Raw genomic sequence first — 24,137 nt, 5'->3', positions numbered from 1 at the left:
CGTCAGGCTGATGCCGGGCGGCCGGCCAGGGAGTCCAGTTCGGGGCGGGCAAGGCCGCTGGCGGCGGTGACTTCGGCGGGGTCGAGGGCGCCGGAGTCGAGGCCGCGCAGCAGGTAGCCGCTGAGGGCCTTGGCGGTGGCGGGCTCGTCCATGACGGCGCCGCCGGCCTTGGTGACGTAGGCGGCGAGGCGGGCGGCGGCGACGGCGAAGCCGTCCCGGTAGAAGGCGTAGACGGCGGCATAGCGGGTGGGGAGGTGGGCGGGGTGCATGTCCCAGCCCTGGTAGTAGGCGCGGGCGAGTGAGCGCCGGACGAGTCCGTAGTGGAGCCGCCAGGCGTCGTGGACCTGCGAAGTGGGCCCGACCGGGAGGACGTTGGTGGCGCCGTCCGAGAGGCGGACGCCGGTACCGGCGGCGGCGACCTGCATGACGGCCTTGGCGTGGTCGGCGACGGGGTGGTCCATGGACTGGTAGGCCGGGCTGACGCCGCAGGAGGCGCTGTAGTCGAAGGTGCCGTAGTGCAGCCCGGTGGCCCGGCCGTCGGCGGCGTCGATGAGGCGGGCGACGGTGGCGGTGCCGTCGGGGCCGAGGATGGACTGGGTGGTCTCGATCTGGATCTCGAAGCCGATCCGGCCGCCGGCGAGCCCGCGCGCCTTCTCGAACTCCTCGCAGAGCCGGACCATCGCCCTGACCTGCTGCGGGAAGGTCACCTTCGGCAGGGTCAGAACCAGCCCGTCCGGCAGGCCCCCGGCGTCGAGGAGCCCGGTCAGGAAGACGTCGAGCGTGCGGATGCCCCGGTCGCGGACCGCCGCCTCCATGCACTTCATACGGATGCCGACGAACGGGGGCGTGCTCCGGTCGGCGACGGCGGCGGAGACGATCCGGGCGGCCGCGAGCGCCGCGGCGTCCTCCTCGGCGTCGGGGCGCGGTCCGTAGCCGTCCTCGAAGTCGATGCGGAGGTCCTCGATCGGCTCGCGCTCCAGCTTGGCGCGTACGCGGTCGTGGACCGGCCCGGCGAGTTCCTCGGTGAGGCCGAGGACCCGGGCCAGGGTCTCCGCGTCCGGGGCGTGCTCGTCGAGCGCGGCCAGCGCCTGGTCACCCCAGCTGCGTACGGTGTCGGCGGCGAAGGCGTCGGCGGGTACGTAGACGGTGTGCACGGGCTGGCGGGTGCCGGGGTCCCCGGGGTAGCGATGGGCGAGTTCCGCGTCCACGCCGGCGAGCGAGGCGCCGATGTCGACCCGGATCGCGTCCGCCAGCGATGTGCCGACCGTGTCACCCTGCGCCATGTGCCACCCTCCAGAACTTCAACAAAACGTTGAAGTGAAGTTAGCGCCCGCCTAGGGCGGCCGTCAACGGACCGTCCCCACCCACAGATGGCTGAACGGCACGACATAGACCGTGATCGCGAGCAGCACCCGGTCCCCTGCCACAGCCAGCCTACGATGCCGTGGCCAGGGGATACGCCGAGTCGTGGGCACGGCTCCCACACCGAACGAACCGGCCGCACGGGTCCTCAGCGGCCCGTCGGCGGTGACGGCCAGGAGCAGCGCGGCACGGGCCGTGGGGGTGAGAGAGCGCGACTGGTCCGCAGGCATGTCGTCCGGCTCCTGAGCGGCGGCCGGCCGGGCGGCGTAGCGCTCCAGGTAGAGGTGCCAGCGCCGCTCCCACTCGTCGGTGAGGGGCGGTACGGAGTCCTCGTCGCGCTGCTCGCGGGCGCGGTCGAGGGCAGCCTGGGCTGCCAGATCCCCGCGCAGGACCGCGGCGATGCGGACCGGGTCGGCGCCGGTCAGCGCGGTGACGGACATCGTGTCGACGCGGGACGGCCAGGCGCGGGTCCTGCCCAGGTCCAGGGCGACGTCGGAGGGCCCGTCCACGGCCGTCGTGGCGAACTGCTGCTCCAGGCGCTGCGCCGTCGCGAGCCCGGCGTCTGCGAAGGCGCGCAGGTCGTCGGCGGTGACGCGCAGTTCGTCCGGGATCGCGCCGGGCCGCCCGGGGAGAGCGGGCGGGGTCACGCCGAAGGTCCCGGCGATCCGGGCGAGAAGGGCACGCTGACGCTCGCGCTCGTCCTCGTCGTGGGGGTCGTCCGGGTCGTCGAAGCAGTCGAGTTCGAGGACGAAGGCAGCGTTGTCGTCGTGGACCAGCAGACAGTCCCCGACCCAGGTTTCGCCCCGCTCCTCGTCCGGTGCCTCGTCTTCCTCGTCCTCCGGCTCGTCGGCGCCCACGAGTTGCAGCACCTTGGGGTCGGATCCAGCTGCCATCAGCAGGTTCGCCGCCGCCCGCAGCGCGGCCGCCGAGCGCACCGGGTCGAGTACGGTCCCACCTTGAGCGGCGACCTCGGTCGCCACGACCGGGCCCTCCGGGTCCTTGACGGGGCGTATGAGACGTACGGCGGTCTTGGCGCGCTCCACCCAGGCGCTGTCGACGCTCGGCCGCGTGCTGCGGCGCCGCAACGGCCAGGCGGCGAGGGCGAGTACACCGGACACGAGGGAGGCGGCGGCGCCCCAGACCGGGGTGGCGGCGGTGAGGAGGACCTGTCCGCCGATCAGGATCATCGCAAGGACAAAGCGCGGCGCTGTGGTGGATTTTCCGGTGCCGGGGTCCGACCAGACCTCGGCGGCGCGCGGCAGCCAGGTGTAGAGCGGCAGCCGTCCGCGGCTTCCCGCAGGCTCGTTCGTCACCTGCGAATCCTCACATGTGATCCTGTGCGGGCAAAGGCCTCCACCCTCGCGGGCAGAGGCCTTTCGCAGCCGTACGTCTCATATGTCGCACGGGGAGCCGGATCAGCCCTTGCGGGTCTTGATCTCCTCGGTGAGCTGGGGGACGACCTGGAAGAGGTCGCCGACGACGCCGTAGTCGACCAAATCGAAGATCGGGGCCTCGGCGTCCTTGTTGACCGCCACGATGGTCTTCGAGGTCTGCATGCCGGCCCGGTGCTGGATGGCGCCGGAGATGCCGTTGGCGATGTAGAGCTGCGGGGAGACCGACTTGCCGGTCTGGCCGACCTGGTTGGTGTGCGGGTACCAGCCGGCGTCCACCGCGGCGCGGGAGGCGCCGACGGCCGCGCCGAGGGAGTCGGCCAGCGCCTCGATGATGTGGAAGTTCTCGGAGCCGTTGACGCCACGGCCGCCGGAGACGACGATCGCGGCCTCGGTCAGCTCCGGACGCCCGGTCGACTCACGCGGGGTGCGGGCCGTGACCTTGGTGCCGGTGGCCAGCGCGCCGAACTCGACCGCCAGCTGCTCGACCGCACCGGCGGCCGGCGCGGACTCCACCGGGGCGGAGTTGGGCTTGACGGTGATGACCGGCACACCCTTGCTGATCCGGGACTTGGTGGTGAACCCGGCAGCGAACACCGACTGCGTGGCCACCGGGCCCGCGTCGGAGGCCTCGACGTCCACGGCGTCGGTGATGATGCCGGAGCCGAGCCGCAGCGCCAGGCGGGCCGCGATCTCCTTGCCCTCACCGGAGGACGGTACGAGCACCGCGATCGGCGAGACGGCCTTGGCGGCGGCTTCGAGCGCGTCGACCTTCGGCACGACCAGGTAGTCGGCGAACTCGCTCGCGTCGGCGGTCAGGACGCGGGTCGCGCCGTGCTCGGCCAGCACCGGCGCGGCGGTGTCGGCGCCCGGACCGAGGTGGACGGCGACGGGCTCGCCCAGGCGGCGGGCCAGGGTCAGCAGTTCAAGGGTCGGCTTGCGGACGGCACCGTCCACGTGGTCGACGTAGACGAGGACTTCACCCATTACTACTCCTGCGCTGGGTTCCCCGGATCCATCCGGGAAAGGCGATTGCACTGCTAAGCTCTTTCCCGTGACATTTGGTACACGGGCAGGGCTTGTCCGTCATGAGGCCGCTCTCGCGGCCGAGTGAGAAGCCCCTCTGGGGAGGAGTCACGGGAATCGATCTCCTGCACGACGATTCCGTTGGGCGGGTCGAGTAGCTACCGACCCGCCCTCATCTCTTAGATGAACTTCTGGCTTGCCAGGAACTCCGCGAGCTGCTTGCCGCCCTCGCCCTCGTCCTTGACGATCGTGCCGGCGGTGCGCGGCGGGCGGGCCGTCGCGTCCTCGACCTTGGTCCAGGCGCCCTCGAGACCGACCTCGGCCTCGTCGATGCCCAGGTCGGACAGGTCCAGGGCCTCGACCGGCTTCTTCTTGGCCGCCATGATGCCCTTGAACGACGGGTAACGGGCCTCGCCCGACTGGTCGGTCACCGACACCAGCGCCGGCAGCGACGCCTCCAGGGTCTCGCTCGCGGCGTCGCCGTCGCGGCGGCCGGTCACCTTGCCGTCCTCGACCTTGACCTCGGACAGCAGGGTCACCTGCGGGATGCCCAGGCGCTCGGCCAGCAGCGCCGGCACGACACCGGCGGTGCCGTCGGTCGAGGCCATACCGGTGACGACCAGGTCGTATCCGGCGTGCTCGATCGCCTTGGCCAGCACCAGCGAGGTGCCGATGATGTCGGTGCCGTGCAGGCCGTCGTCCTCGACGTGGATGGCCTTGTCCGCACCCATGGACAGCGCCTTGCGCAGCGCGTCCTTGGCGTCCGCCGGACCCACCGTCAGCACGGTGATCTCGGCGTCGTCCGCGGCGTCGGCGATCTGCAGGGCCTGCTCGACCGCGTACTCGTCGAGCTCGGACAGCAGGCCGTCGACCGCGTCCCGGTCGGTGGTCAGGTCCTCGGCGAAGTGGCGGTCGCCCGTGGCATCGGGCACGTACTTCACTGCGACTACGATCCTCAAGCTCACGCCTGCACTCCTACTGCATCGGCTTCGTCGGCGACTGCCCTCTGAAAGGCAGCATAGGCGCCTACGGCTGCGGCTCCCGGTGGGGACGCTGTGGCGGGCCCCGACGGATATATTACTCGCCAGTACACCCAGTTGCTTCCCCGTATGCAAGCGCGCAGAACTGTGACCTACCCGACGCCGCGCCGCGGCGACACTTCAGTGACGCAGCGCGTTGAAACCACCCTGGTGGTACAGAAGGGGACGGCCGGGGCCCTCCGGGTCGCCCGCGATCGCCTGGGCCACAACGATGCGGTGGTCGCCGGCGGGTATCCGGGCGACGACCCGCGCGACCAGCCAGGCGGAGACATCGTCGAGCAGCGGCACGCCATGCGCCCCGGTACGCCACGCCGTCTGCGGCCCGAAGCGGTCGGCGCCGCTGCGGGCGAAGGTCGCGGCGACGTCCTGCTGGTGCTCGCCGAGGATGTGGATGCCGACGAAGGGGGCCTCGGAGACGGTGGGCCAGGCGGAGGCCCCAGTGCTGATCCCGAAGGACAGCAGCGGCGGTTCCGCCGAAACGGAGGTGAGGGAGGTCGCGGTGAAGCCGACCGGGCGGGCGCCCGGTGCGGTGATGACGGCGACGCCGGCGGCGTGGCGCCGGAAGACCGACCGGAAGGTGGCCGAGTCGAAGAGGGTGGTCGTGCCGATGTCGGTCGAGGCAGTCATGGAATTGTCCTTCTGGAGCGGAGGTGCCGGAGGCGGCGCGCTGTCGTCTGGGGCGCTCACTGGCCCGGACAGCGCGCGCTGGCGTGCCGGCCGAAGTCGACATCCGCTCGTGCGTACAGAAGGGGGTCTCGCGACATAACGTCAGACTGACGATCCGGTCCGCACTCCGTCAAGACCGGCCCGGGATATGGGATCGCGGTCATACGCCTCATACAGCGGCTCCCAGTGCCGCGATGACATCCGCCTTCCGCGGCTGCCCGGCCGCACGCCGCACGACCGCGCCGTCGCCGTCGAGGACCAGCACGGTCGGGGTCTTGAGGATCGCCAGCCGTCGCACGAGGTCCAGGTGCGCCTCGGCGTCGATCTCCACATGCCGTACGCCGTCGACCATTTCGGCGACCTCGCCGAGGGTCCGCCGGGTCGCCCGGCACGGCGAGCAGAAGGCGCTGGAGAACTGCACGAGCGTCGCCCGCTCCCCCAGCGGCCCACCGATCTCCGCAGCCGTCAGCCGCTCGGCGCTGTCCTTGGCCCGCACCCGGATCCTCCCCTGCCGTCGCTGGTGCAGCAGGCCGAAGAGCCCCGACGCCGCGAGCACCACGACGCACACCAACAGTCCCGTCATCTCGTCTCTTCCTCCCGACCCGGTGCAGCGTTCATCCGACCGCAATGATTCCCGCGGGTTCTTCCTACCCAGGCATCCGCAAGAATGCCGGTATGAACATCGATGCCCGGGGCCCGCGTTTCGCCGCGACCCTGACCGCTGTCGTCCTCGCCGTCGTCCTGATCACCGGCAGCGGCTGGCTGCTGGCCGTGCAGGCGCTGGTCTTCGCCGTCGGCGCCGCCGCCGGGGTCCAGAAGTCACCGTACGGCCTGCTCTACCGCACGGTCGTACGTCCCCGTCTCGGCCCGCCGACCGAAACCGAGGACCCGGCGCCGCCGCGCTTCGCCCAGGCCGTGGGGCTGGCCTTCGCCCTGATCGGGCTGATCGGCTACTTCGCGGGGCCGCAGTGGCTGGGCATGGCGGCGACCGGAGCGGCACTGGCTGCCGCCTTCCTGAATGCGGCGTTCGGCTACTGCCTGGGATGCGAGATGTATCTGCTGCTGCGCCGCGTCACCCCGTCGAACTGAGTGAGCCGGGTCACGTGAAATGATGAGAATCTCGGTCAATGTCGGGCACGCCAGGTGACACGGCAGTCGTTTACGGTGCACGATCACCCAGCGACCTGTAAATCTACGGCCGCGTAACTTCTTCCGCCGGGGCACCATCCCCAAGAGAGAGCAGGGACCCCGACATGGCCGAACTGGTTTACCCGCCTGTCATCGGTGCCGCCCGCGCCATGTTCAAGGTGCAGGGGCTCCGCTTCGACATCGGCGGCACCGAGAACGTCCCGCGCAAGGGCGGCGCGCTGCTGGTGAGCAACCACATCGGTTACCTGGACTTCATCTTTGCCGGTCTGACCGTCCTGCCCGCCAAGCGGCTGGTGCGCTTCATGGCGAAGGAGTCGGTCTTCCGGCACAAGATCTCGGGCCCGCTGATGCGCGGAATGAAGCACATCCCGGTCGACCGCTCCGAGGGCATGCATGCGTACGCGCACGCGTTGGACGCGCTGCGCTCCGGTGAGATCATCGGCGTCTTCCCCGAGGCCACGATCTCCCAGTCCTTCACGCTCAAGACCTTCAAGTCCGGCGCCGCCCGCCTCGCCATGGAGGCCGGTGTCCCGCTGCTGCCCGTGGCCCTGTGGGGCACCCAGCGGCTGTGGACGAAGGGCCACCCGCGCAACCTGGGCCGTAGCCGCACCCCCATCGCCATCCGGGTCGGCGAGCAGATGAACCCGCTGGAGAACGAGAAGCCGGGCGCGCTCACCCGCCGCCTGCGGCTGCGCGTCCAGGAGTTGCTGGAGGACGCGCAGCGCGCCTACACCGGCCGCCCGAGCGGCCCGGACGACACCTGGTGGCTGCCCACCCACCTCGGCGGCACCGCGCCCACCCCGGAGGTAGCGGCGGCCCGGGACCGCGAAGCGGCTCACTGAGCCGGTTCGTACACCGTCACCTCGGCCCCCGGGCTGAGCATGCGCAGGCCGCCCGCGAGCTCTTCGGCGGCCGCGCGCAGCGTGTCGAGCGGCATGGGGCTGAGCCGCTCCAGCAGGAAGAGGGCGTTGGCCGACTCCTCGGTCAGCCGGGTGCGTACGCCCTGCCGCCAGTTCCAGCGGCGGCAGGTGACCCCGGTCGCGTCCTGCCAGACGGCCTCGCCGGGCTCGGGATGCTCGATGACCGTCTCGCCGCCGGCGACGGTCTCGAACTTCTCGACACCACGGGCTCGTACGAGCTCCATGCCGCCCTGGATGTAGTCGGTGTCCTCGCCCCCGACGGGGACGAGGTGGGCGACGCTGATGGCGTTGTAGAGGTCGACCAGGAGGTTGATCCGGGGCAGCCCGCCGTCGGCGAGGGCCCGCCTGGCCAGCGCCTCGGCGGAGTTGCGGGTGCGGGACGGCTTGGCGCCGAAGGCCGCGTACGCCTCGCGCCAGGCGGCGATGTGCGGGTCCTCGTGCGGCCGGCGGCCGCCCAGACGGTCGGCGAGGCGACGGGCGGCGTCGTCGAGGAGCGCCGAACTGCGGGCGTCGCCGGGCCCGTTGACCAGGCCGCGGGCCTCGACCACGAGGTGGGTGAAGCCAGGTGCGAGGGCGCGTACTTCGCGGGCGACGGTGAGGGTGGGAGTCATCAACGGCCTTCGGGTCTCAGAGCTTGGTGGGCAGCGTCCGCCACAAGTGCGGCCGGTCGGTGGCCTGCTGGAGGCATTCCAGCACGGGGGGCGGGGTGGCCGCGTACAGCGTCGGGAAGTCGAACTCGCCCTCGGCCGGGTCCGGCACCCAGGCCAGCCGCTCCTCGCCGAGCGAGAACTGCGAGTCCACGCCCGGCTTGTTGCCGCGCGGATCCTGCCGGGCCCAGCGGTCGTATCCAGGGAGCCTGATCGCCACCAGTCCGTGGACCACCCCGAGGAACTGGTAGCACAGGCCCGTCGGGATGCCCTCCGCGCGCAGCAGGGCCGCCAGGGCGTGGGCCTTGGCGTAGCAGATGCCGGTGCGCTGCTCCAGGACGTCGGAGGCGCGCCAGGTGACCCGCAGGTCTCCGGAGTCGTCGGAGTGCTGGATGGTGTCGCGTACGAACTCGAAGGCGGCCTTGGCATAGTCATGCAGTTCAGGCGCCTCTGCGCGTAGCTTGGCGGCGGTCTCGCGGACCAGCTGGTGGTCGTGGTCGATGACCTTGTCAGCCGCCAGATATACGGTCAGGTCGGAGGTCTCGGGTTTCGGCTCCATGTGAAGGATACTAGGAAGGCGTAGAGCCCGGGCGCAATTCTTTTTCTGAGTCTCGCATACCTATGCACAACTGGGACGGTTGGCATGGCCGGAGGCAGACACTGGAGCAGGTGGGCGGCGATCCTGGCCGTCGTGGTGATCGCGGCAGCCCTCATGGTCAGCCATCGCGGCCGCGACCGGGGCGCGAGCCCGCTCCCTTCGGGCACCACCTCCCCGACGGCGGCCACTTCGCCCTTCACAGGGCTGCCGCAGCGGGCGCCTTCGCCGGTACTGGCGGTGAAGATCGACAATGTGGCGGCCGCGCGCCCGCACACCGGCCTGACCAAGGCCGACCTGGTGTACGTCGAGGAGGTCGAGTCCGGCCTCAGCCGCATCCTCGCCGTCTTCTCCTCCCACCTCCCGCCCCGGGTCGGCCCGGTGCGCAGCGCCCGCGAGTCCGACCTCGAGTTCCTGCGCCAGTTCGGCCGCCCCGCGCTGGCCTACTCCGGCGCCCAGAGCAAGCTGCTCCCCGTCATCGCCCACGCCGCCGTCGACGACGTCTCCCCCGCCCACGCCCCGCAGGCGTACACCCGCGACTCCGCCCGCCAGGCCCCGCACAACCTCTACGCCGCCCCCGCCAAGCTCCTGGCCGCCGCCCCGTCCGCCTCAACCTCCCACGACATCGGCTTCCGCTTCGGCCCCGCCCCGGCCTCCGGCACGCCGACCACGGACAAGACGGTGCGCTTCCCCTCGGCCCGCGTCGCCTCTCACTGGTCCGCTCAGCAGTCGCGCTGGCTGGTGTCCTTCGACGGCCGCCCCGAGACCGCCACGGAAGGCGGTCAGTTGGGGCCGCCGACGGTCGTCATCCAGTACGTGACCGTACGGGCCTCCGGGTACCACGACCGGTGGGGCAACTCGTCGCCGTACAGCGAGACCGTGGGCTCCGGCCGCGCGGTGGTGCTCCGCGGCGGCCGTGCGTACGACGGCAACTGGTCGCGGCCCTCGGCCACGGGCGGCACGACCTTCACCACGACGAACGGCCAACCGCTGCGCTTCGCGCAGGGCCAGGTGTGGGTCGTCCTGGCCCCGAAGCCCGGCTAGCCCGGCAGGACCACCAGATCCCGCGCCGTCAGGTTGAGCCGCTCGCCGCCTTGCGCCGTGCAGACCGCGATGTCCTCGATACGGGCGCCGAAGCGGCTGGGGAGGTAGATGCCGGGCTCGACGGAGAAGGCCATGCCGGGCTCCAGGGGGCGGGCGCTGCCGGAGACGATGTAGGGCTCCTCGTGGGTCTCCAGGCCGATGCCGTGCCCGGTGCGGTGGATGAAGTGCTGGCCGTATCCGGCGGCGGTGATGATGTCGCGGCCGACGGCGTCCAGTTGCTCGGCGGTGATGCCGGGGCGGATCGCCTCGATCTGGGCGCTCTGGGCGCGCTGCAGCACCTCGTACAGCTCGCGGAACTCGGCGGGCGGCTCGCCGACGGCGTACGTACGCGTGGAGTCCGAGCAGTAGCCGTCGTCCGTCGTGCCGCCGATGTCGACGACGACCGGGTCGCCGGAGCGGATGACCCGGTCGGAGACCTCGTGGTGCGGGCTGGCGCCGTTGGGGCCGGAGCCGACGATGACGAAGTCCACGGTCGTGTGACCGGCCTGGATGATGGCATCGGCGATGTCGCGGGCGGCCTCGCGTTCAGTGCGGCCGGCCCGGACCCACTCGCCGATGCGGCGGTGTACGCGGTCGATGGCGGCCCCGGCGCGGCGCAGGGCCTCGATCTCGGCGGGGGTCTTGCGCATGCGCAGCTCCAGCAGCACCTGGCCGGCCAGGCTCTGCTCGGCCCGGGGCAGGGCGGCGCGGAAGGCGAGGACCTTCTCGGCCCACATGTGGTTGTCGACGGCGACCCGCTCCACGCCGCCGGGAAGCCGGCCGGCGACGAGCGCGAACGGGTCGTCGGTCTCGCCCCAGCCGACGATGTCGATGCCGAGCGCGCCCAGCGGCGACCTCTCCGCCCCGGGCTTCTCCAGCTCGGGCACCACCAGGAACGGCTCGCCCAGCACCGGGACGGCCAGGCAGACGAGGCGCTCGGTGAGGTGGGCGCGGTAGCCGGTGAGGTAGCGCAGATCGGCGCCGGGGGCGATGAGGAGGGCGTCCAGGCCCGCGCCGGCGGCGGCCTTGCGGGCGAGTTCGAGCCGCTCGGCGGGGTAGAGCGGGGCGGCGGAGTCGGAGTCGGTCATAAGCCTCACCGTACGCGTCGTACGCTGGGCCGCGATGGATCTGGAGGAGCTGGCGCAGCGGTTGCGCGCGCTGCCGCCTTCGTGCGGCCCGGTGCGGCTGGTGGCGGTCGACGGCCATGCGGGGGCCGGCAAGACGACGTTCGCGGGCGCGCTGTCGCGGGCCCTGGCCGGCGCGCCCGTCGTGCATCTGGACGATCTCGCCACGCACGACGAGCTGTTCGGCTGGACCGGCCGGCTGCGGGACGAGGTCCTGGAACCGTTGCGCGAGGGCGCCACGGCCCGGCACCGCGTTTACGACTGGACCGCCCGCCGCTTCGACGGCCTCGCCGTCATCCCCCCTGCCCCGGTCGTGCTGTTGGAGGGCGTCGGCGCGGGCCGCCGCGCACTTCGCCCCTGGCTGGCCCGGCTGCTCTGGCTCGACGTAGCCCGGGACACGGCCCGGGCGCGCGGGGAACTGCGCGACGGCCCGGACCTGGCCGGTTTCTGGAGCGGCTGGATGCGGGCGCAGGAAGCGCACTTCGCCACGGACCCGTCACGACCTTTCGCGGACCTGCTGGTGAAGCAGCGACCGGACGGATACGAGGTGCACACGATGTCGGTGGGACTGCCTTGAAACGTCTGTGGCGTCACCGAGCGTGACCGTCCGCAGCCGGTCCGCTGTGGCCCCATAGAGGCTCCAGGTCGGTGCTTCAAGGTGGCTTGACCCAGGGACCGTACAGGACTTACGTTCTGAATGCGCGGTCGGAAACGACCGCCGCCCCTGACGCGAAGCCCCCGGTTGTTCCCCCGTGACCGGGGGCTTCGTTCTGTCCGGTGATGGACAAATGGGCTTCTTGCGGGCTGTTTTCCTTACACAGTGTCACCGCACCTACCACTCTTCGGCGCGGCCGGTCGCCCGGGTACCATGCGAACGGGGCGCGGTCGCAGGTATATGTGTACGGCACACCATGCACCAACTCCCGCTCTCGGGGGGCTGGTTGGGGCAGGCTGACAGCGCGACGGCCATGGGGGAACGGTTGGTGGGGACCTGATGGACTTCGGTACGGAACGCTCTGGTTCCCCCGCCGACCTGGCCTGGTCGCGCGCGGTCGACGCCTACACTGTCGGCGCCTATCCGCACGCCGAGGAGGAGTTCCGCACCGCGGTCCGGCACGATCCGGGCATGGCCGATGCCTGGCTCGGCCTGCACGCGCTGCGCGCCGACACCTCCACCGCGCTGCTGCAGATGTACCGGCACCGGGACCGTTTCGGGGAGCAGCGCAACCGCCACCGCCGATCCATGAACTCCTGGTTCTGGCTGGGCTGGTGGGTGCAGCCGGTTCTGGAGACCGAACGGGACCTGCTGCTCGCGCACGCCTCGCACTGGCTCGACGGCCGGCATGTCGCCGAGCTGGACCGGGCGTTGGCGGAGTGCCCGCCCATCGACACCGATCCACAGGTGCGCTTCCTCCACGCCTGCCGCGCCTATCTGGTCAAGGACTGGGAGCAGTTGGTCCGGCACACCGAGCCGCTGCTCGGCGATCCGGTGCTCGGCATCGAGGCCGGTCTCTTCGGCGGCATGGCCCGGGTCCGTATGGAGCTGTGCGGGCAGGCCGAGCCGCTGCTGGCCGCCGCGCTGATGCGGTGCCGCAGCGAGCAGCCGCAGCGCAAGGAGCTGCGCTACTGGCTGGCCCGCGCCTACGAGGGCACCGGGCGTACGGCCGCCGCGCTGCCGCTGTACCGGGCGGTCCACCGGGTCGACGCGTCCTTCATGGACACCGCCGCCCGGCTCGCCGCGATCAACGACACCGACGACCTCGGCGACGAGGGTGCCGACCTCGCCGCCGTCACCGCGGCAGGCCTCGGCCAGCTGGTCCCCGACGCCCTCGCCGACCCTGATCCCGTGCCGCCGCCGCCCGGCACCGCGGCGCCGGGGCAGTTCCTCGACGACCCGCTCACCGGTTCAGGCCCCTTCGACGACAACGTCCGCGACCGGGCCGTCCTCCCCGTCACCCCCATAGCGCCCGACGTCCCGGTATCCGCCCCCGACCCGGTCCTGCTCACCGAGGCGCTGGCCGAACTCGACCGCATGGTCGGCCTCGAACCTGTCAAGCGCCAGGTTCGCGCCCTGTCCGCCCAGCTCCGGATGGCCCGGCTCCGCGCCCACCAGGGCCTGCCCGTCCAGCCGCCCAAGCGGCACTTCGTCTTCTCCGGCCCCTCCGGGACCGGCAAGACAACGGTGGCCCGCATCCTCGGCCGGGTCTTCTACGCCCTCGGCCTGCTCGGCGGCGACCACCTAGTCGAGGCCCAACGCTCCGACCTGGTCGGCGAGTTCCTGGGCCAGACCGCCGTCAAGGCCAACGAGCTGATCGACTCCGCGCTCGGCGGCGTCCTCTTCGTCGACGAGGCGTACGCGCTCTCCAACTCCGGCTACAGCAAGGGCGATGCGTACGGCGACGAGGCCCTCCAGGTGCTGCTGAAACGCGCCGAGGACAACCGCGACCGCCTCGTCGTCATCCTCGCCGGCTACCCCGAGGGCATGGACCGCCTCCTCGCCGCGAACCCCGGCCTCAGCTCCCGCTTCACCACCCGCGTCGACTTTCCCAGCTACCGGCCGCTGGAGCTCACCAGCATCGGCGGCGTCCTCGCCGCGGACAACGGCGACCGCTGGGACGACGAGGCGCTCGAGGAACTTCTGGCCATCTCCGGCCACGTCGTCGACCAGGGCTGGATCGACGAGCTCGGGAACGGCCGCTTTTTGCGGACCCTGTACGAGAAGAGCTGCGCTTACCGGGACCTGCGGCTGTCCGGCTACGCCGGTCCCCCGAGCCGTGACGACCTCTCCACGCTGCGCCTGCCCGATTTGATGCAGGCCTACGGCGAAGTCCTCTCAGGCCGCGGCCCCGGCCTCCCCCCGCCGGAGCCGACGGACTGACCAGGGACGCTGCCCCTGGACCCCGGCCGTGCGTCGTCGGGTGCGGATCCGTGGCCGGGTTGTGCCGGCCTCCCCCAGCCTGGACGCTGGGTGGGGGTCCCCCCGGCCGAAGGCTGGGGGAGGACCCCCACCCAAACGAAGGTTTGGGGGAAAGCCCCCCGGTTTCGGGAAGGGGCGGGGTGGGGGAAGTTACCCGGCTACCCCGCCAGGGCCCGGGGCGGTGACGGCGGCGCAGCCGCGACGCGATGGGAGGGGTCGCGGACTTCGCCGACGAGCATTTCGAGGACGTCTTCGAGGGCGACGAGGCCGAGGACTCGGCCGGTCGCGTCGGAGACGGCCGCGAGATGGGACGCGGCGCGCCGCATCTGGGTGAGGGCGTCGTCGAGCGGGAGCTCGGCGCGGAGGGTGGCCATGGGCCGGAAGAGCCGGGCCGGGACGGGACGCTCGGTGTCCTCGAGGTCGAGGACGTCCTTGACGTGGAGGTAGCCGAGGTAGGCGCCGTCGGCCCCGGCGACGGGGAAGCGGGAGTAACCGGTGCTCACCGTCAGCTCCTCCACCCGGCGCGGGGTGACGGAGGCGTCCACCGTGACCAGTTCGGCCGGCCGGAGCAGGACCTCCGTGACCGGGCGACTGCCCAGCTCAAGGGCGTCCTCCAGCCGTTCCTGCGCGCCGTCGTCGAGGAGTCCGGCCTGCCGGGCGTCCTCGACCAGAAGGGTCAGCTCCTCGCTGGTGAAGACCGAGTCGACCTCGTCCTTGGGCTCGACCCGGAACAGCCGCAGCACGAGCTTCGCGCACGCGCCGAGCACGGCGATGACGGGCCGGAAGACCCGGGCGAAGCCCACCAGCCCCGGGCTGAGCCACATCGCGGTCTTCTCGGGCGCGGCCATCGCCAGGTTCTTCGGAACCATCTCGCCGATCACGAGGTGGAAGAAGACCACGACCGCGAGGGCGATGACATAGCCCGCCGGATGGACCAGCTCGTCCGGCAGATGGACGGTCTGGAAGACCGGCTCCAGCAGATGTGCCACCGTCGGCTCGGCGACCGCGCCCAGCGTCAGCGAGCAGACGGTGATGCCGAACTGGGCTGCTGCCATCATCTGCGGCAGATTCTCCAGGCCGTGCAGGACCGTGCGGGCCCGCCGGTGCTTGACGGCCAGCGGTTCGATCTGGCTACGGCGTACGGAGACCAGGGCGAACTCGGCGCCGACGAAGAAGCCGTTGGCCAGCACCAGCAGCGCCGCGAAGAACAACTGAAGAACGTTCATCGCTCAGCCACCTCCCCGGCACGGACCAGGCGAACCCTTTCGGCACGGTGATGGTCGACATCCCGCACCCGCAGCTCCCAGCCCGGCAGCCGAACCGTGTCGCCGGGGGCGGGGATCCGGCCGAGCAGGTCGGCGACCAGCCCGGCGACGGTCTCGTACGGGCCCTCGGGGGCCTGCAGGCCGATCCGGGCGAGCGAGTCGACCCGGCAGGCCCCGTCGGCGTCCCAGGCGGCGGAGCGGCCGGGGGCGTCGGGGACGGGCGCGAGCTCGGGGATGTCGGCGGTGTCGTGCTCGTCGCGGACCTCGCCGACGAGCTCCTCGACGATGTCCTCGAGGGTGACGACCCCTGCCGTGCCGCCGTACTCGTCGACGACGACGGCGATCGGCTGCTGGCTGCGCAGCCGCTCCAGGAGCTGCTGCACCGGCAGCGTCTCGGGGACGAGCAGCGGCGCGACCGCGATCCGCCCGGCGGGCGTCCGGTCCCGCAGGTGCGCGGGCACGGCCAGTGCGTCCTTGAGGCTGACGATGCCTATCGTGTCGTCGAGCCGCTCCCGGTAGACGGGGAAGCGGGACAGCCCGGTCGCCCGGGTGAGGTTGAGGACGTCGGCGGCCGTTGCGGTGTCCTCCAGGGCGCTGACCCGTACGCGCGGCGTCATCACGTTCTCGGCGGTGAGGTCGCCGAGCGACAGGGTCCGTACGAACAGATCGGCCGTGTCCTGCTCGATGACCCCGGCCCGGGCCGAGTGCCGGGCCAGCGAGACCAGCTCGGTGGGTGTACGGGCCGAGCCCAGCTCGTCGGCGGGTTCCACGCCGAGGGCGCGGACCAGCCGGTTGGCGGCGGTGTTGAGGAATTCGATGACGGGCCGGAAGACCGCGGAGAAGACCCGCTGCGGGCCGGCCACCATACGGGCCACCTGGAGCGGCCGGGAGACGGCCCAGTTCTTGGGGACGAGCTCACCGATGACCATCTGGACGGCCGAGGCGAGCATCATGCCGACGACGACGGCGATCGTGGGTGCCGCGCCCTCGGGGATGCCGATCGCGGTGAAGGGGCCGGTGAGGAGGTCGGCGAGGGCCGGCTCGGCGAGCATGCCCACCACCAGCGAGGTGATGGTGATGCCGAGCTGGGTGCCGGAGAGCTGGAAGGACAGCTTGCGCAGGGCCGCGACCACACTGCGGGCCCGGCGGTCGCCCTCGGCGGCGGCGCGTTCCGCGGCGGGCCGCTCCACGGTCACCAGGCCGAATTCGGCGGCGACGAAGAAGCCGTTCGCGAGGATCAGGACAAAGGCTGCCGCGAGGAGCAGCAACGAGGTGCTCATGCCACCGCTCCGGGATGTCGGAAGAATGCGGCGGCGCAGGTACTACCGGACGGTCCGTCCATCGAACTTGGTTGTCACTCCTTGGGTCGTTACGGGCCGCTGTCGCGGAGGTTCCAGGGTAATCAAGAACCGGGCCCGCGCGGCAGAGCTGCTGTGTTACGGGCTCGGTTCGCCGGCCGCCGTGCCATGCTGCTCGGCCAGTGCGCGCAGGGCGCGGGCGTCGCGCAGCGCCTGCTCGCGGCCGATGCCCGGCTGGATGCCCATGGCGGCGAGGCTGGTGCCGTCGGCGAGGTCGAGCTGGACCCAGGCGTCGCCGGGGCGCAGATTCACCCGTACGATCTCGGCCCAGGCCAGGCGGCGCCGGGTGACCAGGTTGACCACGGTGACGCCGGCCGGGTCGGCGACGACCTTGGGGCGGCTCAGCCAGGTCAGTACGGCGGCGATGAGCACACCGGTGCAGGCGAAGGCCAGCCGGTCGCCGAGCCCCCAGGGCCGGGCGCCGTCGGCCGGCAGCAGGCCGGCGACCAGCGTGAACATGCCGAGCGCCACGGTGCCCGCCACCAGCAGCACCGCACGGGTGCGGGTGGGCCGGAAGGTGACGGGCAGCGCGGGCGTCGCTGGGGCGGCGGGGTCGGTCACAGCCGGCATGCGTGGATGCCGGTGGTGAGGATGCCCCGGGCGCCGAGGTCGAAGAGCTCGTCCATGATCCGCTGGGCCTCGCGGCTGGGGACCATGGCGCGCACGGCGACCCAGCCCTCGCGGTGCAGCGGGGAGACGGTCGGGGACTCCAGGCCGGGGGTGAGAGCGACGGCCTTGTCGACGTGCTCGGCGCGGATGTCGTAGTCCATCATCACGTACCGGCGCGCCACCAGGACACCGTGCAGTCGGCGCAGGAACTGCTGCACCTTGGGTTCGTTCGCGTCCGCGCCGGAGCGGCGGATGACGAGTGCCTCGGACTGCATGATCGGCTCACCGATGACTTCGAGGCCGGCGTTGCGCAGCGAGGTGCCGGTCTCGACGACGTCCGCGATGACCTGGGCGACGCCGAGCTGGATCGCGGTCTCCACCGCGCCGTCGAGGCGGACGACGGAGGCGTCGACGTCGTTCTCGAGAAGGTGCCGCTTGACGACCTCCGGGTAGGAGGTGGCGATGGTCAGGCCGCCGAACTCCTTGACGTCCGTGACCGTGCCCGGCACGGTCGCGTACCGGAAGGTGGAGCGGGCGAAACCGAGCTGGAGGATCTCCTCGGCGTTGGCGGCCGAGTCGAGGAGCAGGTCGCGGCCGGTGATGCCGATGTCGAGGCGTCCGGAGCCGACGTAGATCGCGATGTCCCGGGGGCGGAGGTAGAAGAACTCCACCTCGTTCTCGGGGTCGACGAGGACCAGTTCCTTGCTGTCCTTGCGCTGCCGGTAGCCGGCCTCATGGAGCATGTCCGCCGCGGGTCCCGAGAGTTGGCCCTTGTTGGGAACGGCGATGCGCAGCATGGGAGCGGGTTCCTTTTCGGCTGGTGCTTCGGCTGGTGCGGCTCTGGTCACAGGTGAGCGTATACGTCGTCGAGCGAGATGCCCCGGGCGACCATCATCACCTGCAGGTGATACAGCAGCTGGGAGATCTCCTCGGCGGTGCGGTCGGCGCCTTCGTACTCGGCGGCCATCCACACCTCGGCGGCCTCCTCGACCACCTTCTTGCCGATCGTATGAACGCCCTTGCCGACCAGTTCGGCGGTGCGGGAGGTACTGGGGTCGCCGGTGGCGGCCTTGTGCTGGAGCTCGGTGAAGAGCTCCTCGAATGTCTTCTTGGCCATGGTGGTCATCAGCCTACGCGGAAGTCCCCCCGGCTCAGCGCCACGGCTCGGATACTGAACGCAGGACGGTCGCGGTGGCCACCGCGGCGGTCACGGCCTCGTGCCCCTTGTCCTCGTTGGAGCCGGGCAGTCCGGCCCGGTCCAGGGCCTGCTCCTCGCTGTCGCAGGTGAGGACGCCGAAGCCGATCGGCACGCCGGTGTCGACGGAGACCTTGGTGAGGCCCTCGGTGACGCCCTGGCAGACGTACTCGAAGTGCGGCGTGCCGCCGCGGATGACCACGCCGAGGGCGACGATGGCGTCGTAGCCGCGGCTGGCCAGCACCTTGGCGGCCACCGGCAGCTCGAAGCTGCCGGGCACGCGCAGCAGGGTCGGCTCTTCGATGCCCAGCTCGTGCAGGGCGCGCAGTGCGCCGTCGACCAGTCCGTCCATCACCTGGTCGTGCCACTGTGCCGCGATCACGGCCACGCGCAGGTCGCCGCAGTTCTTCACGGTCAGCTCGGGGGCGCCCTTACCGCTCACGTGCGTTCTCTCCTTGATTGTTCCGGGTCGTTCCGGGTCGTTCTGGTTCTTCGGTTCTTCGGGTCTTCGGTTCTTCGGTGATTACTGATTGCCACAGGCGCCGGTGGGGCCGGCGTCGAGCCAGGGCAGGTCGTGGCCCATGCGGTCCCGCTTGGTGCGCAGGTAGCGCAGGTTGTGCTCGCCGGCCTGGACCGGCATCGCCTCGCGGCTGGTGACCTTCAGGCCGTGCCGGGTGAGGGCGGCGACCTTGTCGGGGTTGTTGGTCATCAGGCGCACGGACCGCACGCCCAGGTCGGTGAGGATCTGTGCGCCGGCGGCGTAGTCGCGGGCGTCGGCGGGCAGGCCGAGTTCGAGGTTGGCGTCGAGGGTGTCGCGGCCGCGCTCCTGGAGTTCGTACGCGCGCAGCTTGGACAGCAGCCCGATGCCGCGCCCCTCGTGGCCGCGCAGGTATATGACGATGCCCCGGCCCTCGGAAGCCACCCTTTCGAGTGACGCCTGCAACTGCGGTCCGCAGTCGCAGCGCAGGGAGTGGAAGATGTCGCCGGTCAGGCACTCGGAGTGGACGCGTACGAGCAGGTCCTCGCCGTCGCCGATGTCGCCCTGCTCGCCCGCGACCAGCGCGATGTGCTCGATGCCGTCGACGATGCTGCGGTAGCCGTACGCGCGGAATTCGCCGTAGGCGGTGGGCAGCCGGGTCTCGGCCTCGCGGCGGACGGTCGGCTCGGCGGAGCGGCGGTAGGCGACCAGGTCCTCGATGGAGATGATGGCGAGCCCGTGCTTGCGGGCGAAGACCATCAGCTCGGGGAGGCGGGCCATGGTGCCGTCCTCGTTGGCGATCTCCACGATGGCGGCGGCCGGGCGCAGCCCCGCGAGCCGGGCCAGGTCGGCCCCGGCCTCGGTGTGGCCGGCTCGGACCAGGACGCCGCCGGGGCGGGCGCGCAGCGGGAAGACGTGGCCGGGGCGGACGAGGTCGCCGGCCTGCGACTCGCCGGAGGCGAGCAGCCGGATGGTGGCGGCCCGGTCTGCGGCGGAGATGCCGGTGGTGACACCGTGGGCGGCGCTCGCGTCGACCGAGACGGTGAAGGCGGTGCCCATGGCCTCGGTGTTCGTGTCGACCATCTGCGGCAGGTCGAGGCGCTGGATGTCGCCCTCTTCCAGCGGTACGCAGATCAGGCCTCGGCACTCGGTCATCATGAAGGCGACGATCTCGGGGGTCGCCAGCTCGGCCGCAACGATGAGGTCGCCCTCGTTCTCGCGGCTCTCGTCGTCCACGACGACGACGGGGCGTCCGGCGGCGATGTCGGCGATGGCGCGCTCGACCGGGTCGAGGACGACCGGCGCGTCCTCGTCCTCGTACCAGCTCTGCACTGCGGTCATGCCGTCGCTCCTTCCAGTGCGGGCCCCCGCTGGGGGACGCGGGTCTGCTGCCACCAGGCGTACATGCCGGCGATCACCAGGACGAAGTAGATGACGTAGACGAGCCCGGAGAAGGGCAGTCCGCTGGTGAACGCGAGCGGGACGCCGACCAGGTCGACGGCGAGCCACGCGAACCAGAACTCGACCCAGCCCCGGGCCATGGCGACCATCGCTGCGACCGTGCCGACGAAGATGTACGCGTCGGGCCACGGGTTCCAGGACAGCGACGGATAGAGCGTGAACAGGCCGACCACGGCCAGCGTGCCGACGGCTGTGCCGCCCACCAGCCAGCCGCGCTCGCGCCAGGTGGCGAAGCGTATCTCGATCCGCCCGGAACCGGAGTCCCGGCGGCCGCGCCGCCACTGGAACCAGCCCCACACCGCGACGCCGATCACCAGCAGCTGCTTGCCGACGCCGCCGCTGAGCTGCGCCGACCAGTACGCCGCGACCAGCACCACACCGGAGAACAGCTGCACGGGCCAGGCCCACACCGACCGCCGCCAGCCCAGCGCCAGCCCGCCGAGGCCGAGCAGGTTGCCCGCCATGTCGGACCAGATGACGTGCTGGCCGAAGGCCGTGAAGGCCTCGCCGTTGAGCCAGTCGAGGGCGCTCACTTGGCTGCCTCCGTCCGGGTGTCCGGCTTCGTGCGGTCGGCGTCGCCGAGCATCCGCTCGACGTACTTGGCGATGACGTCCACCTCGAGGTTCACCGGGTCGCCGGGCTGCTTGGCGCCGAGGGTGGTGAGGGCGAGGGTGGTCGGGATGAGGCTGACGGTGAAGTAGTCGAGTCCGGCGTCGACGACGGTGAGGCTGATGCCGTCGACGGTGATGGAGCCCTTCTCGACCACGTACCGGGTGAGGTCCGCCGGGAGGCTGATCTTCACGATCTCCCAGTGCTCGGACGGCTTGCGCTCGACGATGGTGCCGGTGCCGTCGACGTGCCCCTGGACGAGGTGTCCGCCGAGGCGGCCGCCGAGTGCCATGGGCCGCTCCAGGTTGACCTTCGAGCCGACGGCGAGGGCGCCGAGGCTGGAGCGGTTGAGGGTCTCGGCCATGACGTCGGCGGTGAACTCGCCGTTGCCGAAGTCGACGACGGTCAGGCATACGCCATTGACGGCGATCGAGTCACCGTGCTTGGCCCCGTCCGTGACGACCGGGCCGCGCAGACGGAAGCGCGACGCGTCGCCCAGCTCCTCGATGGCGACCACGTCGCCCAGCTCTTCGACGATTCCGGTGAACACTCAGGTCTCCTCACGGCGGGTGTAAGCGGTGATACGGACGTCGGGGCCGATTCGTTCGACTTCGGCGACGTCGAGGCGCAACGCCTGCGCGATGGTGCTGATTCCGGCGTCCCGCAACGCGGCCGGGCCGGCGCCCAGCAGAGCGGGTGCGAGATAGCCGACGACCTTGTCGACCGCGCCGGCCCGGACGAAGGCACCGGCCAGCGTGGGGCCGCCTTCCAGCAGGACCGAGCGCACGTCACGCTCGTACAGCGCGGCCAGCAGCGCGTGGACGCTCAGGCCACCTTCGCTGCGCAGCAGCCGTACGACGACGTCCTCGGGCAGGTGCGCGGTGTCGGCGTCCTCGGCGACGGCGATCAGGGTGGGGGCGGCGTCGTCCAGCACGCGGGCGCCGGGTTTGACGGTGGCGTTGGTGTCGACGACGACGCGCAGCGACTGGGTGACGTCGGCGTCGACTCCCCGGACGGCGAGCTGCGGGTCGTCGGCCCGCAGGGTGCCGGAGCCGACCACGACCGCGTCGGCCTCGGCGCGCAGCCGGTGGACGTCGGCGCGGGATTGCGGGGAGCTGATCCAGCGGCTGGTGCCGTCGGCGGCGGCGATGCGGCCGTCCAGGGTGCTCGCGTACTTCCAGAGCACGAAGGGACGGCGGAGCCGTACGGAGGTCAGCCAGGCCTCGTTGCCACGGGCGGCCTCGTCGGTGAGCAGGCCGCCCTCGACCTCGACTCCGGCGGCGGACAAGGTGACCGCTCCGCCGGTGGCCGTGGGGTTGGGATCGGCGACGGCGTAGACGACCCGGGCGATCCCGGCCTCGACGAGCGCCCGGGAGCAGGGGCCGGTCCGGCCGGTGTGGTTGCAGGGCTCGAGGGTGACGAGGGCGGTGCCGCCCCGGGCCCTTTCGCCTGCCGCGCACAGGGCGTGGATCTCGGCGTGCGGGCCGCCGGCCTGCTGGTGCCAGCCCTCGCCGACGGTGTGTCCGGCGGCGTCGAGGATGACGCAACCGACGACCGGGTTGGGGCTGGTGGAGCCGAGTCCACGGGCGGCGAGCGTGATCGCCCGGCGCATCGCGTCGGCTTCCATGGCGGTGGCCACCGGGTCCTCCTGCCTCTTCGGGCACGGACTCCGGGGCGTTGAAAGAGACATGAGCGGACGCCGGGCACCGGGGAACGCCGAGGTCGGGCGGACGGCTCCATACGCGGGGTGCGTACGGCGGCCGCCGACGGCGGCGTACCGGTGCTTGGACCGCCGCGCACTGCCTCCCATCCGGACTTTAACCGTCGGTCCAGGAATTTCACCTGGTCAACCGCCCGCTGGATGCGGACGGGTCGCGGACTGTAACCGCCGGTTCGGAGTTTCACCGACCCCGGAGTGCGCTGAACGTCACTGGTACGGACAACAGTCTGCCACGCCAGGTCGATGCGTATGCATCGGGATACCTGTGGGCTGACTCACATGCAGCCTATGCCCCCGGCTCGAACAGCGCGTCCTGGGCGGCGTCCATCGCGGTCAGGACCGCGCCGCGCAGCACAGCGCTGCCAGTGATCTCGCCCGGGCGGACCTCGGTGCGCAGCGGCGACATGCCGGCCAGCCGGTCCGCGACGCGGATGGCGAGGGCGGCGCCGCCGGCCCGGCCGACCTCGCCGGCCAGGACGACACAGCCGGGGTCGAGCACCGCGCAGACCGCCGCCGCGCCGATGGCGATGCGGGCGGCGAGCGCGTCGAGGAAGACCTCGCCGTGCTTGCCCTCGGCCGGTGCCCGCGCGACGACGGCCTCCGCGGCGGCCGCGTCGTCCCCCGTGACCGTCATGCCGTGGGCCCGGGCCAGCCCGCACACCGCGGCGCTGCCCGCCAGGGTATGGAAACCGCCCTCACAGCCGGTGGCGTTGGGCAGCTGGAAGGTGCCGGGGACGGGCAGGAAGCCGATCTCGCCCGCGCCGCCCGACGAGCCGCGCCGCAGTACGCCGTCGAGCATCATGGCGGCGCCGACGCCGTGGCCGAGCCAGAGCAGTACGAAGGTGTCCTTGTCCCGCACCGCCCCGAGCCGCTGCTCGGCGACGGCGGCGAGGTTGACCTCGTTCTCCAGGATCACCGGTACGCCTATCCGCCGCCGGAGTTCGGCGACGAGCGCGGAGTGCCAGGCGGGCAGTTGGCCGGTCACGCGGAGCTCACCCGTGGCGGGGTCGACGAGGCCGGGGGCGCCGACGGCGATGGTGTGCAGGGAGGGGACGTGCGCGTCGTGCGCGGTACGCTCCAGCAGGGCGACCGACCGTTTCACGGTGCGTCCCGGGTCGCCCTGCGGGTCGACCGGGAGCACGGCGCTGCCGACGGTCCGGCCGAGCAGGTCGGCGACCTCTATGGCGACGCTGTGGGTGCGTACGTCGACGGCCGCCAGGTGGGCGAGGTCGGCGACGATGCCGTACAGGCGGGCGTTGGGGCCGCGCCGGTCGGCGCCGGACTCGCCGACGACGGCGATCAGCCCGGCGTCCTGGAGGCGTTCGACGAGGTCGGCGACGCTGGGGCGCGACAGCCCGGTGAGGCCTTTGAGCTGTGTCGCGGTCAACGGGCCCTCGCGCTGCAGGAATTCCAGCGCCAGCCGGTCATTGATCGCACGTGCCGTGCGCGGTGAGGCGGTACGGCCGGAGTAGGCCCGCGGGGCGGTCATGGCGGGATCCTCCCAGAGGTTTCTATCAGGCAA

At 71.8% G+C, this 24,137-nt stretch carries 25 protein-coding genes and 1 riboswitch; of the genes, 5 read left to right on the top strand and 20 right to left on the bottom strand.

Annotated elements, in window-relative coordinates; all coding sequences use genetic code 11:
- Positions 1–2 precede the first annotated feature (2 nt).
- From EFK10_RS41130 to EFK10_RS41105, 6 genes are all read right to left on the bottom strand, one after another.
- Positions 3–1,283: a DUF6986 family protein gene (locus EFK10_RS41130; protein WP_127360761.1), complete on the bottom strand. Its 1,281-nt coding sequence runs from the start codon at positions 1,281–1,283 to the stop codon at positions 3–5.
- 63 nt (positions 1,284–1,346) lie between these two features.
- The gene (locus EFK10_RS41125) at positions 1,347–2,675 is read right to left on the bottom strand and encodes a hypothetical protein (RefSeq protein WP_127360760.1); all 1,329 of its coding nucleotides are present in this window, start codon (positions 2,673–2,675) and stop codon (positions 1,347–1,349) included.
- Between the two features lie 102 nt (positions 2,676–2,777).
- Complete coding sequence (locus tag EFK10_RS41120) at positions 2,778–3,740, bottom strand: electron transfer flavoprotein subunit alpha/FixB family protein (RefSeq protein ID WP_127360759.1); 963 nt, start codon at positions 3,738–3,740, stop codon at positions 2,778–2,780.
- Positions 3,741–3,958: 218 nt separating this feature from the next.
- Positions 3,959–4,744, bottom strand: coding sequence for an electron transfer flavoprotein subunit beta/FixA family protein (locus tag EFK10_RS41115; RefSeq protein WP_127360758.1), 786 nt, complete (start codon positions 4,742–4,744; stop codon positions 3,959–3,961).
- Between the two features lie 195 nt (positions 4,745–4,939).
- Positions 4,940–5,446 carry a flavin reductase family protein gene (locus EFK10_RS41110; protein WP_127360757.1) on the bottom strand — a complete coding sequence of 169 codons (507 nt, stop codon included), beginning with the start codon at positions 5,444–5,446 and terminating at the stop codon, positions 4,940–4,942.
- A 208-nt stretch (positions 5,447–5,654) separates the two neighbouring features.
- Positions 5,655–6,068 carry a thioredoxin family protein gene (locus EFK10_RS41105; RefSeq protein ID WP_127360756.1) on the bottom strand — a complete coding sequence of 138 codons (414 nt, stop codon included), beginning with the start codon at positions 6,066–6,068 and terminating at the stop codon, positions 5,655–5,657.
- A 92-nt stretch (positions 6,069–6,160) separates the two neighbouring features.
- On the opposite strand from EFK10_RS41105, the gene EFK10_RS41100 reads away from it, so the two are divergent.
- Positions 6,161–6,574: a DUF4395 domain-containing protein gene (locus EFK10_RS41100; protein WP_127360755.1), complete on the top strand. Its 414-nt coding sequence runs from the start codon at positions 6,161–6,163 to the stop codon at positions 6,572–6,574.
- Positions 6,575–6,738: 164 nt separating this feature from the next.
- Positions 6,739–7,476 (top strand): lysophospholipid acyltransferase family protein, encoded by a 738-nt coding sequence (locus tag EFK10_RS41095; protein WP_127360754.1) that lies wholly within the window; start codon positions 6,739–6,741, stop codon positions 7,474–7,476.
- On the opposite strand, the gene EFK10_RS41090 is transcribed toward EFK10_RS41095, so the two are convergent.
- Positions 7,470–8,165 (bottom strand): B3/B4 domain-containing protein, encoded by a 696-nt coding sequence (locus EFK10_RS41090; protein ID WP_127360753.1) that lies wholly within the window; start codon positions 8,163–8,165, stop codon positions 7,470–7,472. The two genes, EFK10_RS41095 and EFK10_RS41090, sit on opposite strands and share 7 nt — an antisense overlap.
- Before the next feature lie 16 nt (positions 8,166–8,181).
- A complete protein-coding gene (locus EFK10_RS41085) occupies positions 8,182–8,760 on the bottom strand; it encodes a transglutaminase-like domain-containing protein (protein WP_127360752.1) in 579 nt (192 codons plus the stop codon).
- A gap of 84 nt (positions 8,761–8,844) precedes the next feature.
- On the opposite strand from EFK10_RS41085, the gene EFK10_RS41080 reads away from it, so the two are divergent.
- Entirely contained in the window at positions 8,845–9,840 is a 996-nt protein-coding gene (locus tag EFK10_RS41080; RefSeq protein ID WP_127360751.1) for a DUF3048 domain-containing protein, read from the top strand.
- On the opposite strand, the gene EFK10_RS41075 is transcribed toward EFK10_RS41080, so the two are convergent.
- On the bottom strand, positions 9,837–10,967 hold the full coding sequence (locus EFK10_RS41075) for a M24 family metallopeptidase (protein WP_206305796.1): 1,131 nt from the start codon (positions 10,965–10,967) through the stop codon (positions 9,837–9,839). The two genes, EFK10_RS41080 and EFK10_RS41075, sit on opposite strands and share 4 nt — an antisense overlap.
- 34 nt (positions 10,968–11,001) lie before the next feature.
- Here EFK10_RS41075 and EFK10_RS41070 point away from each other — a divergent pair, with 34 nt between their 5' ends.
- The gene (locus EFK10_RS41070) at positions 11,002–11,580 is read left to right on the top strand and encodes a uridine kinase family protein (protein ID WP_127360749.1); all 579 of its coding nucleotides are present in this window, start codon (positions 11,002–11,004) and stop codon (positions 11,578–11,580) included.
- A 417-nt stretch (positions 11,581–11,997) separates the two neighbouring features.
- Positions 11,998–13,881, top strand: a complete 1,884-nt coding sequence (locus EFK10_RS41065; RefSeq protein WP_127360748.1) for an AAA family ATPase — start codon at positions 11,998–12,000, stop codon at positions 13,879–13,881.
- A 197-nt stretch (positions 13,882–14,078) separates the two neighbouring features.
- On the opposite strand, the gene EFK10_RS41060 is transcribed toward EFK10_RS41065, so the two are convergent.
- From EFK10_RS41060 to EFK10_RS41010, 11 genes are all read right to left on the bottom strand, one after another.
- Positions 14,079–15,146, bottom strand: a complete 1,068-nt coding sequence (locus EFK10_RS41060; protein WP_127360747.1) for a hemolysin family protein — start codon at positions 15,144–15,146, stop codon at positions 14,079–14,081.
- Positions 15,143–16,465: a hemolysin family protein gene (locus tag EFK10_RS41055; RefSeq protein WP_127360746.1), complete on the bottom strand. Its 1,323-nt coding sequence runs from the start codon at positions 16,463–16,465 to the stop codon at positions 15,143–15,145. The genes EFK10_RS41060 and EFK10_RS41055 overlap by 4 nt, the downstream gene beginning before the upstream one ends.
- Before the next feature lie 156 nt (positions 16,466–16,621).
- The gene (locus EFK10_RS41050) at positions 16,622–17,113 is read right to left on the bottom strand and encodes a PH domain-containing protein (protein WP_127360745.1); all 492 of its coding nucleotides are present in this window, start codon (positions 17,111–17,113) and stop codon (positions 16,622–16,624) included.
- Positions 17,101–17,949: an ATP phosphoribosyltransferase gene (gene hisG, locus EFK10_RS41045; RefSeq protein WP_127360744.1), complete on the bottom strand. Its 849-nt coding sequence runs from the start codon at positions 17,947–17,949 to the stop codon at positions 17,101–17,103. Before hisG ends, EFK10_RS41050 begins: the two co-directional genes overlap by 13 nt.
- Positions 17,950–17,996: 47 nt before the next feature.
- The gene (locus EFK10_RS41040; protein ID WP_127360743.1) at positions 17,997–18,269 is read right to left on the bottom strand and encodes a phosphoribosyl-ATP diphosphatase; all 273 of its coding nucleotides are present in this window, start codon (positions 18,267–18,269) and stop codon (positions 17,997–17,999) included.
- 34 nt (positions 18,270–18,303) lie between these two features.
- Complete coding sequence (ribH, locus tag EFK10_RS41035) at positions 18,304–18,789, bottom strand: 6,7-dimethyl-8-ribityllumazine synthase (protein ID WP_127360742.1); 486 nt, start codon at positions 18,787–18,789, stop codon at positions 18,304–18,306.
- A gap of 81 nt (positions 18,790–18,870) precedes the next feature.
- Positions 18,871–20,166 carry a bifunctional 3,4-dihydroxy-2-butanone-4-phosphate synthase/GTP cyclohydrolase II gene (locus tag EFK10_RS41030; RefSeq protein WP_127360741.1) on the bottom strand — a complete coding sequence of 432 codons (1,296 nt, stop codon included), beginning with the start codon at positions 20,164–20,166 and terminating at the stop codon, positions 18,871–18,873.
- The gene (locus tag EFK10_RS41025) at positions 20,163–20,819 is read right to left on the bottom strand and encodes a nicotinamide mononucleotide transporter family protein (protein ID WP_127360740.1); all 657 of its coding nucleotides are present in this window, start codon (positions 20,817–20,819) and stop codon (positions 20,163–20,165) included. The genes EFK10_RS41030 and EFK10_RS41025 overlap by 4 nt, the downstream gene beginning before the upstream one ends.
- Positions 20,816–21,445 carry a riboflavin synthase gene (locus tag EFK10_RS41020; protein ID WP_127360739.1) on the bottom strand — a complete coding sequence of 210 codons (630 nt, stop codon included), beginning with the start codon at positions 21,443–21,445 and terminating at the stop codon, positions 20,816–20,818. Before EFK10_RS41020 ends, EFK10_RS41025 begins: the two co-directional genes overlap by 4 nt.
- Positions 21,446–22,534, bottom strand: a complete 1,089-nt coding sequence (gene ribD / locus EFK10_RS41015) for a bifunctional diaminohydroxyphosphoribosylaminopyrimidine deaminase/5-amino-6-(5-phosphoribosylamino)uracil reductase RibD (protein WP_127360738.1) — start codon at positions 22,532–22,534, stop codon at positions 21,446–21,448.
- A 153-nt stretch (positions 22,535–22,687) separates the two neighbouring features.
- Positions 22,688–22,818, bottom strand: a riboswitch (FMN riboswitch).
- Between the two features lie 83 nt (positions 22,819–22,901).
- Positions 22,902–24,104 (bottom strand): ROK family transcriptional regulator, encoded by a 1,203-nt coding sequence (locus tag EFK10_RS41010; RefSeq protein WP_127360737.1) that lies wholly within the window; start codon positions 24,102–24,104, stop codon positions 22,902–22,904.
- Positions 24,105–24,137: the final 33 nt, after the last annotated feature.

This window comes from Streptomyces soli, from assembly GCF_003999195.1.
GTDB lineage: Bacteria > Actinomycetota > Actinomycetes > Streptomycetales > Streptomycetaceae > Actinacidiphila > Actinacidiphila soli.
Note: the sequence above shows the minus strand (reverse complement) of the source record. Positions and strands in the feature narration are given on the sequence as shown.

Excerpts from the sequence above, each read along its gene's own strand:
- EFK10_RS41130 (WP_127360761.1), bottom strand. The coding sequence starts at position 1,283 with ATGGCGCAGGGTGACACGGTCGGCACATCGCTGGCGGACGCGATCCGG.
- EFK10_RS41120 (WP_127360759.1), bottom strand. The coding sequence starts at position 3,740 with ATGGGTGAAGTCCTCGTCTACGTCGACCACGTGGACGGTGCCGTCCGC.
- EFK10_RS41110 (WP_127360757.1), bottom strand. The coding sequence starts at position 5,446 with ATGACTGCCTCGACCGACATCGGCACGACCACCCTCTTCGACTCGGCC.
- EFK10_RS41105 (WP_127360756.1), bottom strand. The coding sequence starts at position 6,068 with ATGACGGGACTGTTGGTGTGCGTCGTGGTGCTCGCGGCGTCGGGGCTC.
- EFK10_RS41100 (WP_127360755.1), top strand. The coding sequence starts at position 6,161 with ATGAACATCGATGCCCGGGGCCCGCGTTTCGCCGCGACCCTGACCGCT.
- EFK10_RS41095 (WP_127360754.1), top strand. The coding sequence starts at position 6,739 with ATGGCCGAACTGGTTTACCCGCCTGTCATCGGTGCCGCCCGCGCCATG.
- EFK10_RS41090 (WP_127360753.1), bottom strand. The coding sequence starts at position 8,165 with ATGACTCCCACCCTCACCGTCGCCCGCGAAGTACGCGCCCTCGCACCT.
- EFK10_RS41085 (WP_127360752.1), bottom strand. The coding sequence starts at position 8,760 with ATGGAGCCGAAACCCGAGACCTCCGACCTGACCGTATATCTGGCGGCT.
- EFK10_RS41080 (WP_127360751.1), top strand. The coding sequence starts at position 8,845 with ATGGCCGGAGGCAGACACTGGAGCAGGTGGGCGGCGATCCTGGCCGTC.
- EFK10_RS41075 (WP_206305796.1), bottom strand. The coding sequence starts at position 10,967 with ATGACCGACTCCGACTCCGCCGCCCCGCTCTACCCCGCCGAGCGGCTC.
- EFK10_RS41070 (WP_127360749.1), top strand. The coding sequence starts at position 11,002 with ATGGATCTGGAGGAGCTGGCGCAGCGGTTGCGCGCGCTGCCGCCTTCG.
- EFK10_RS41065 (WP_127360748.1), top strand. The coding sequence starts at position 11,998 with ATGGACTTCGGTACGGAACGCTCTGGTTCCCCCGCCGACCTGGCCTGG.
- EFK10_RS41060 (WP_127360747.1), bottom strand. The coding sequence starts at position 15,146 with ATGAACGTTCTTCAGTTGTTCTTCGCGGCGCTGCTGGTGCTGGCCAAC.
- EFK10_RS41055 (WP_127360746.1), bottom strand. The coding sequence starts at position 16,465 with ATGAGCACCTCGTTGCTGCTCCTCGCGGCAGCCTTTGTCCTGATCCTC.
- EFK10_RS41050 (WP_127360745.1), bottom strand. The coding sequence starts at position 17,113 with ATGCCGGCTGTGACCGACCCCGCCGCCCCAGCGACGCCCGCGCTGCCC.
- hisG (WP_127360744.1), bottom strand. The coding sequence starts at position 17,949 with ATGCTGCGCATCGCCGTTCCCAACAAGGGCCAACTCTCGGGACCCGCG.
- EFK10_RS41040 (WP_127360743.1), bottom strand. The coding sequence starts at position 18,269 with ATGGCCAAGAAGACATTCGAGGAGCTCTTCACCGAGCTCCAGCACAAG.
- EFK10_RS41030 (WP_127360741.1), bottom strand. The coding sequence starts at position 20,166 with ATGACCGCAGTGCAGAGCTGGTACGAGGACGAGGACGCGCCGGTCGTC.
- EFK10_RS41010 (WP_127360737.1), bottom strand. The coding sequence starts at position 24,104 with ATGACCGCCCCGCGGGCCTACTCCGGCCGTACCGCCTCACCGCGCACG.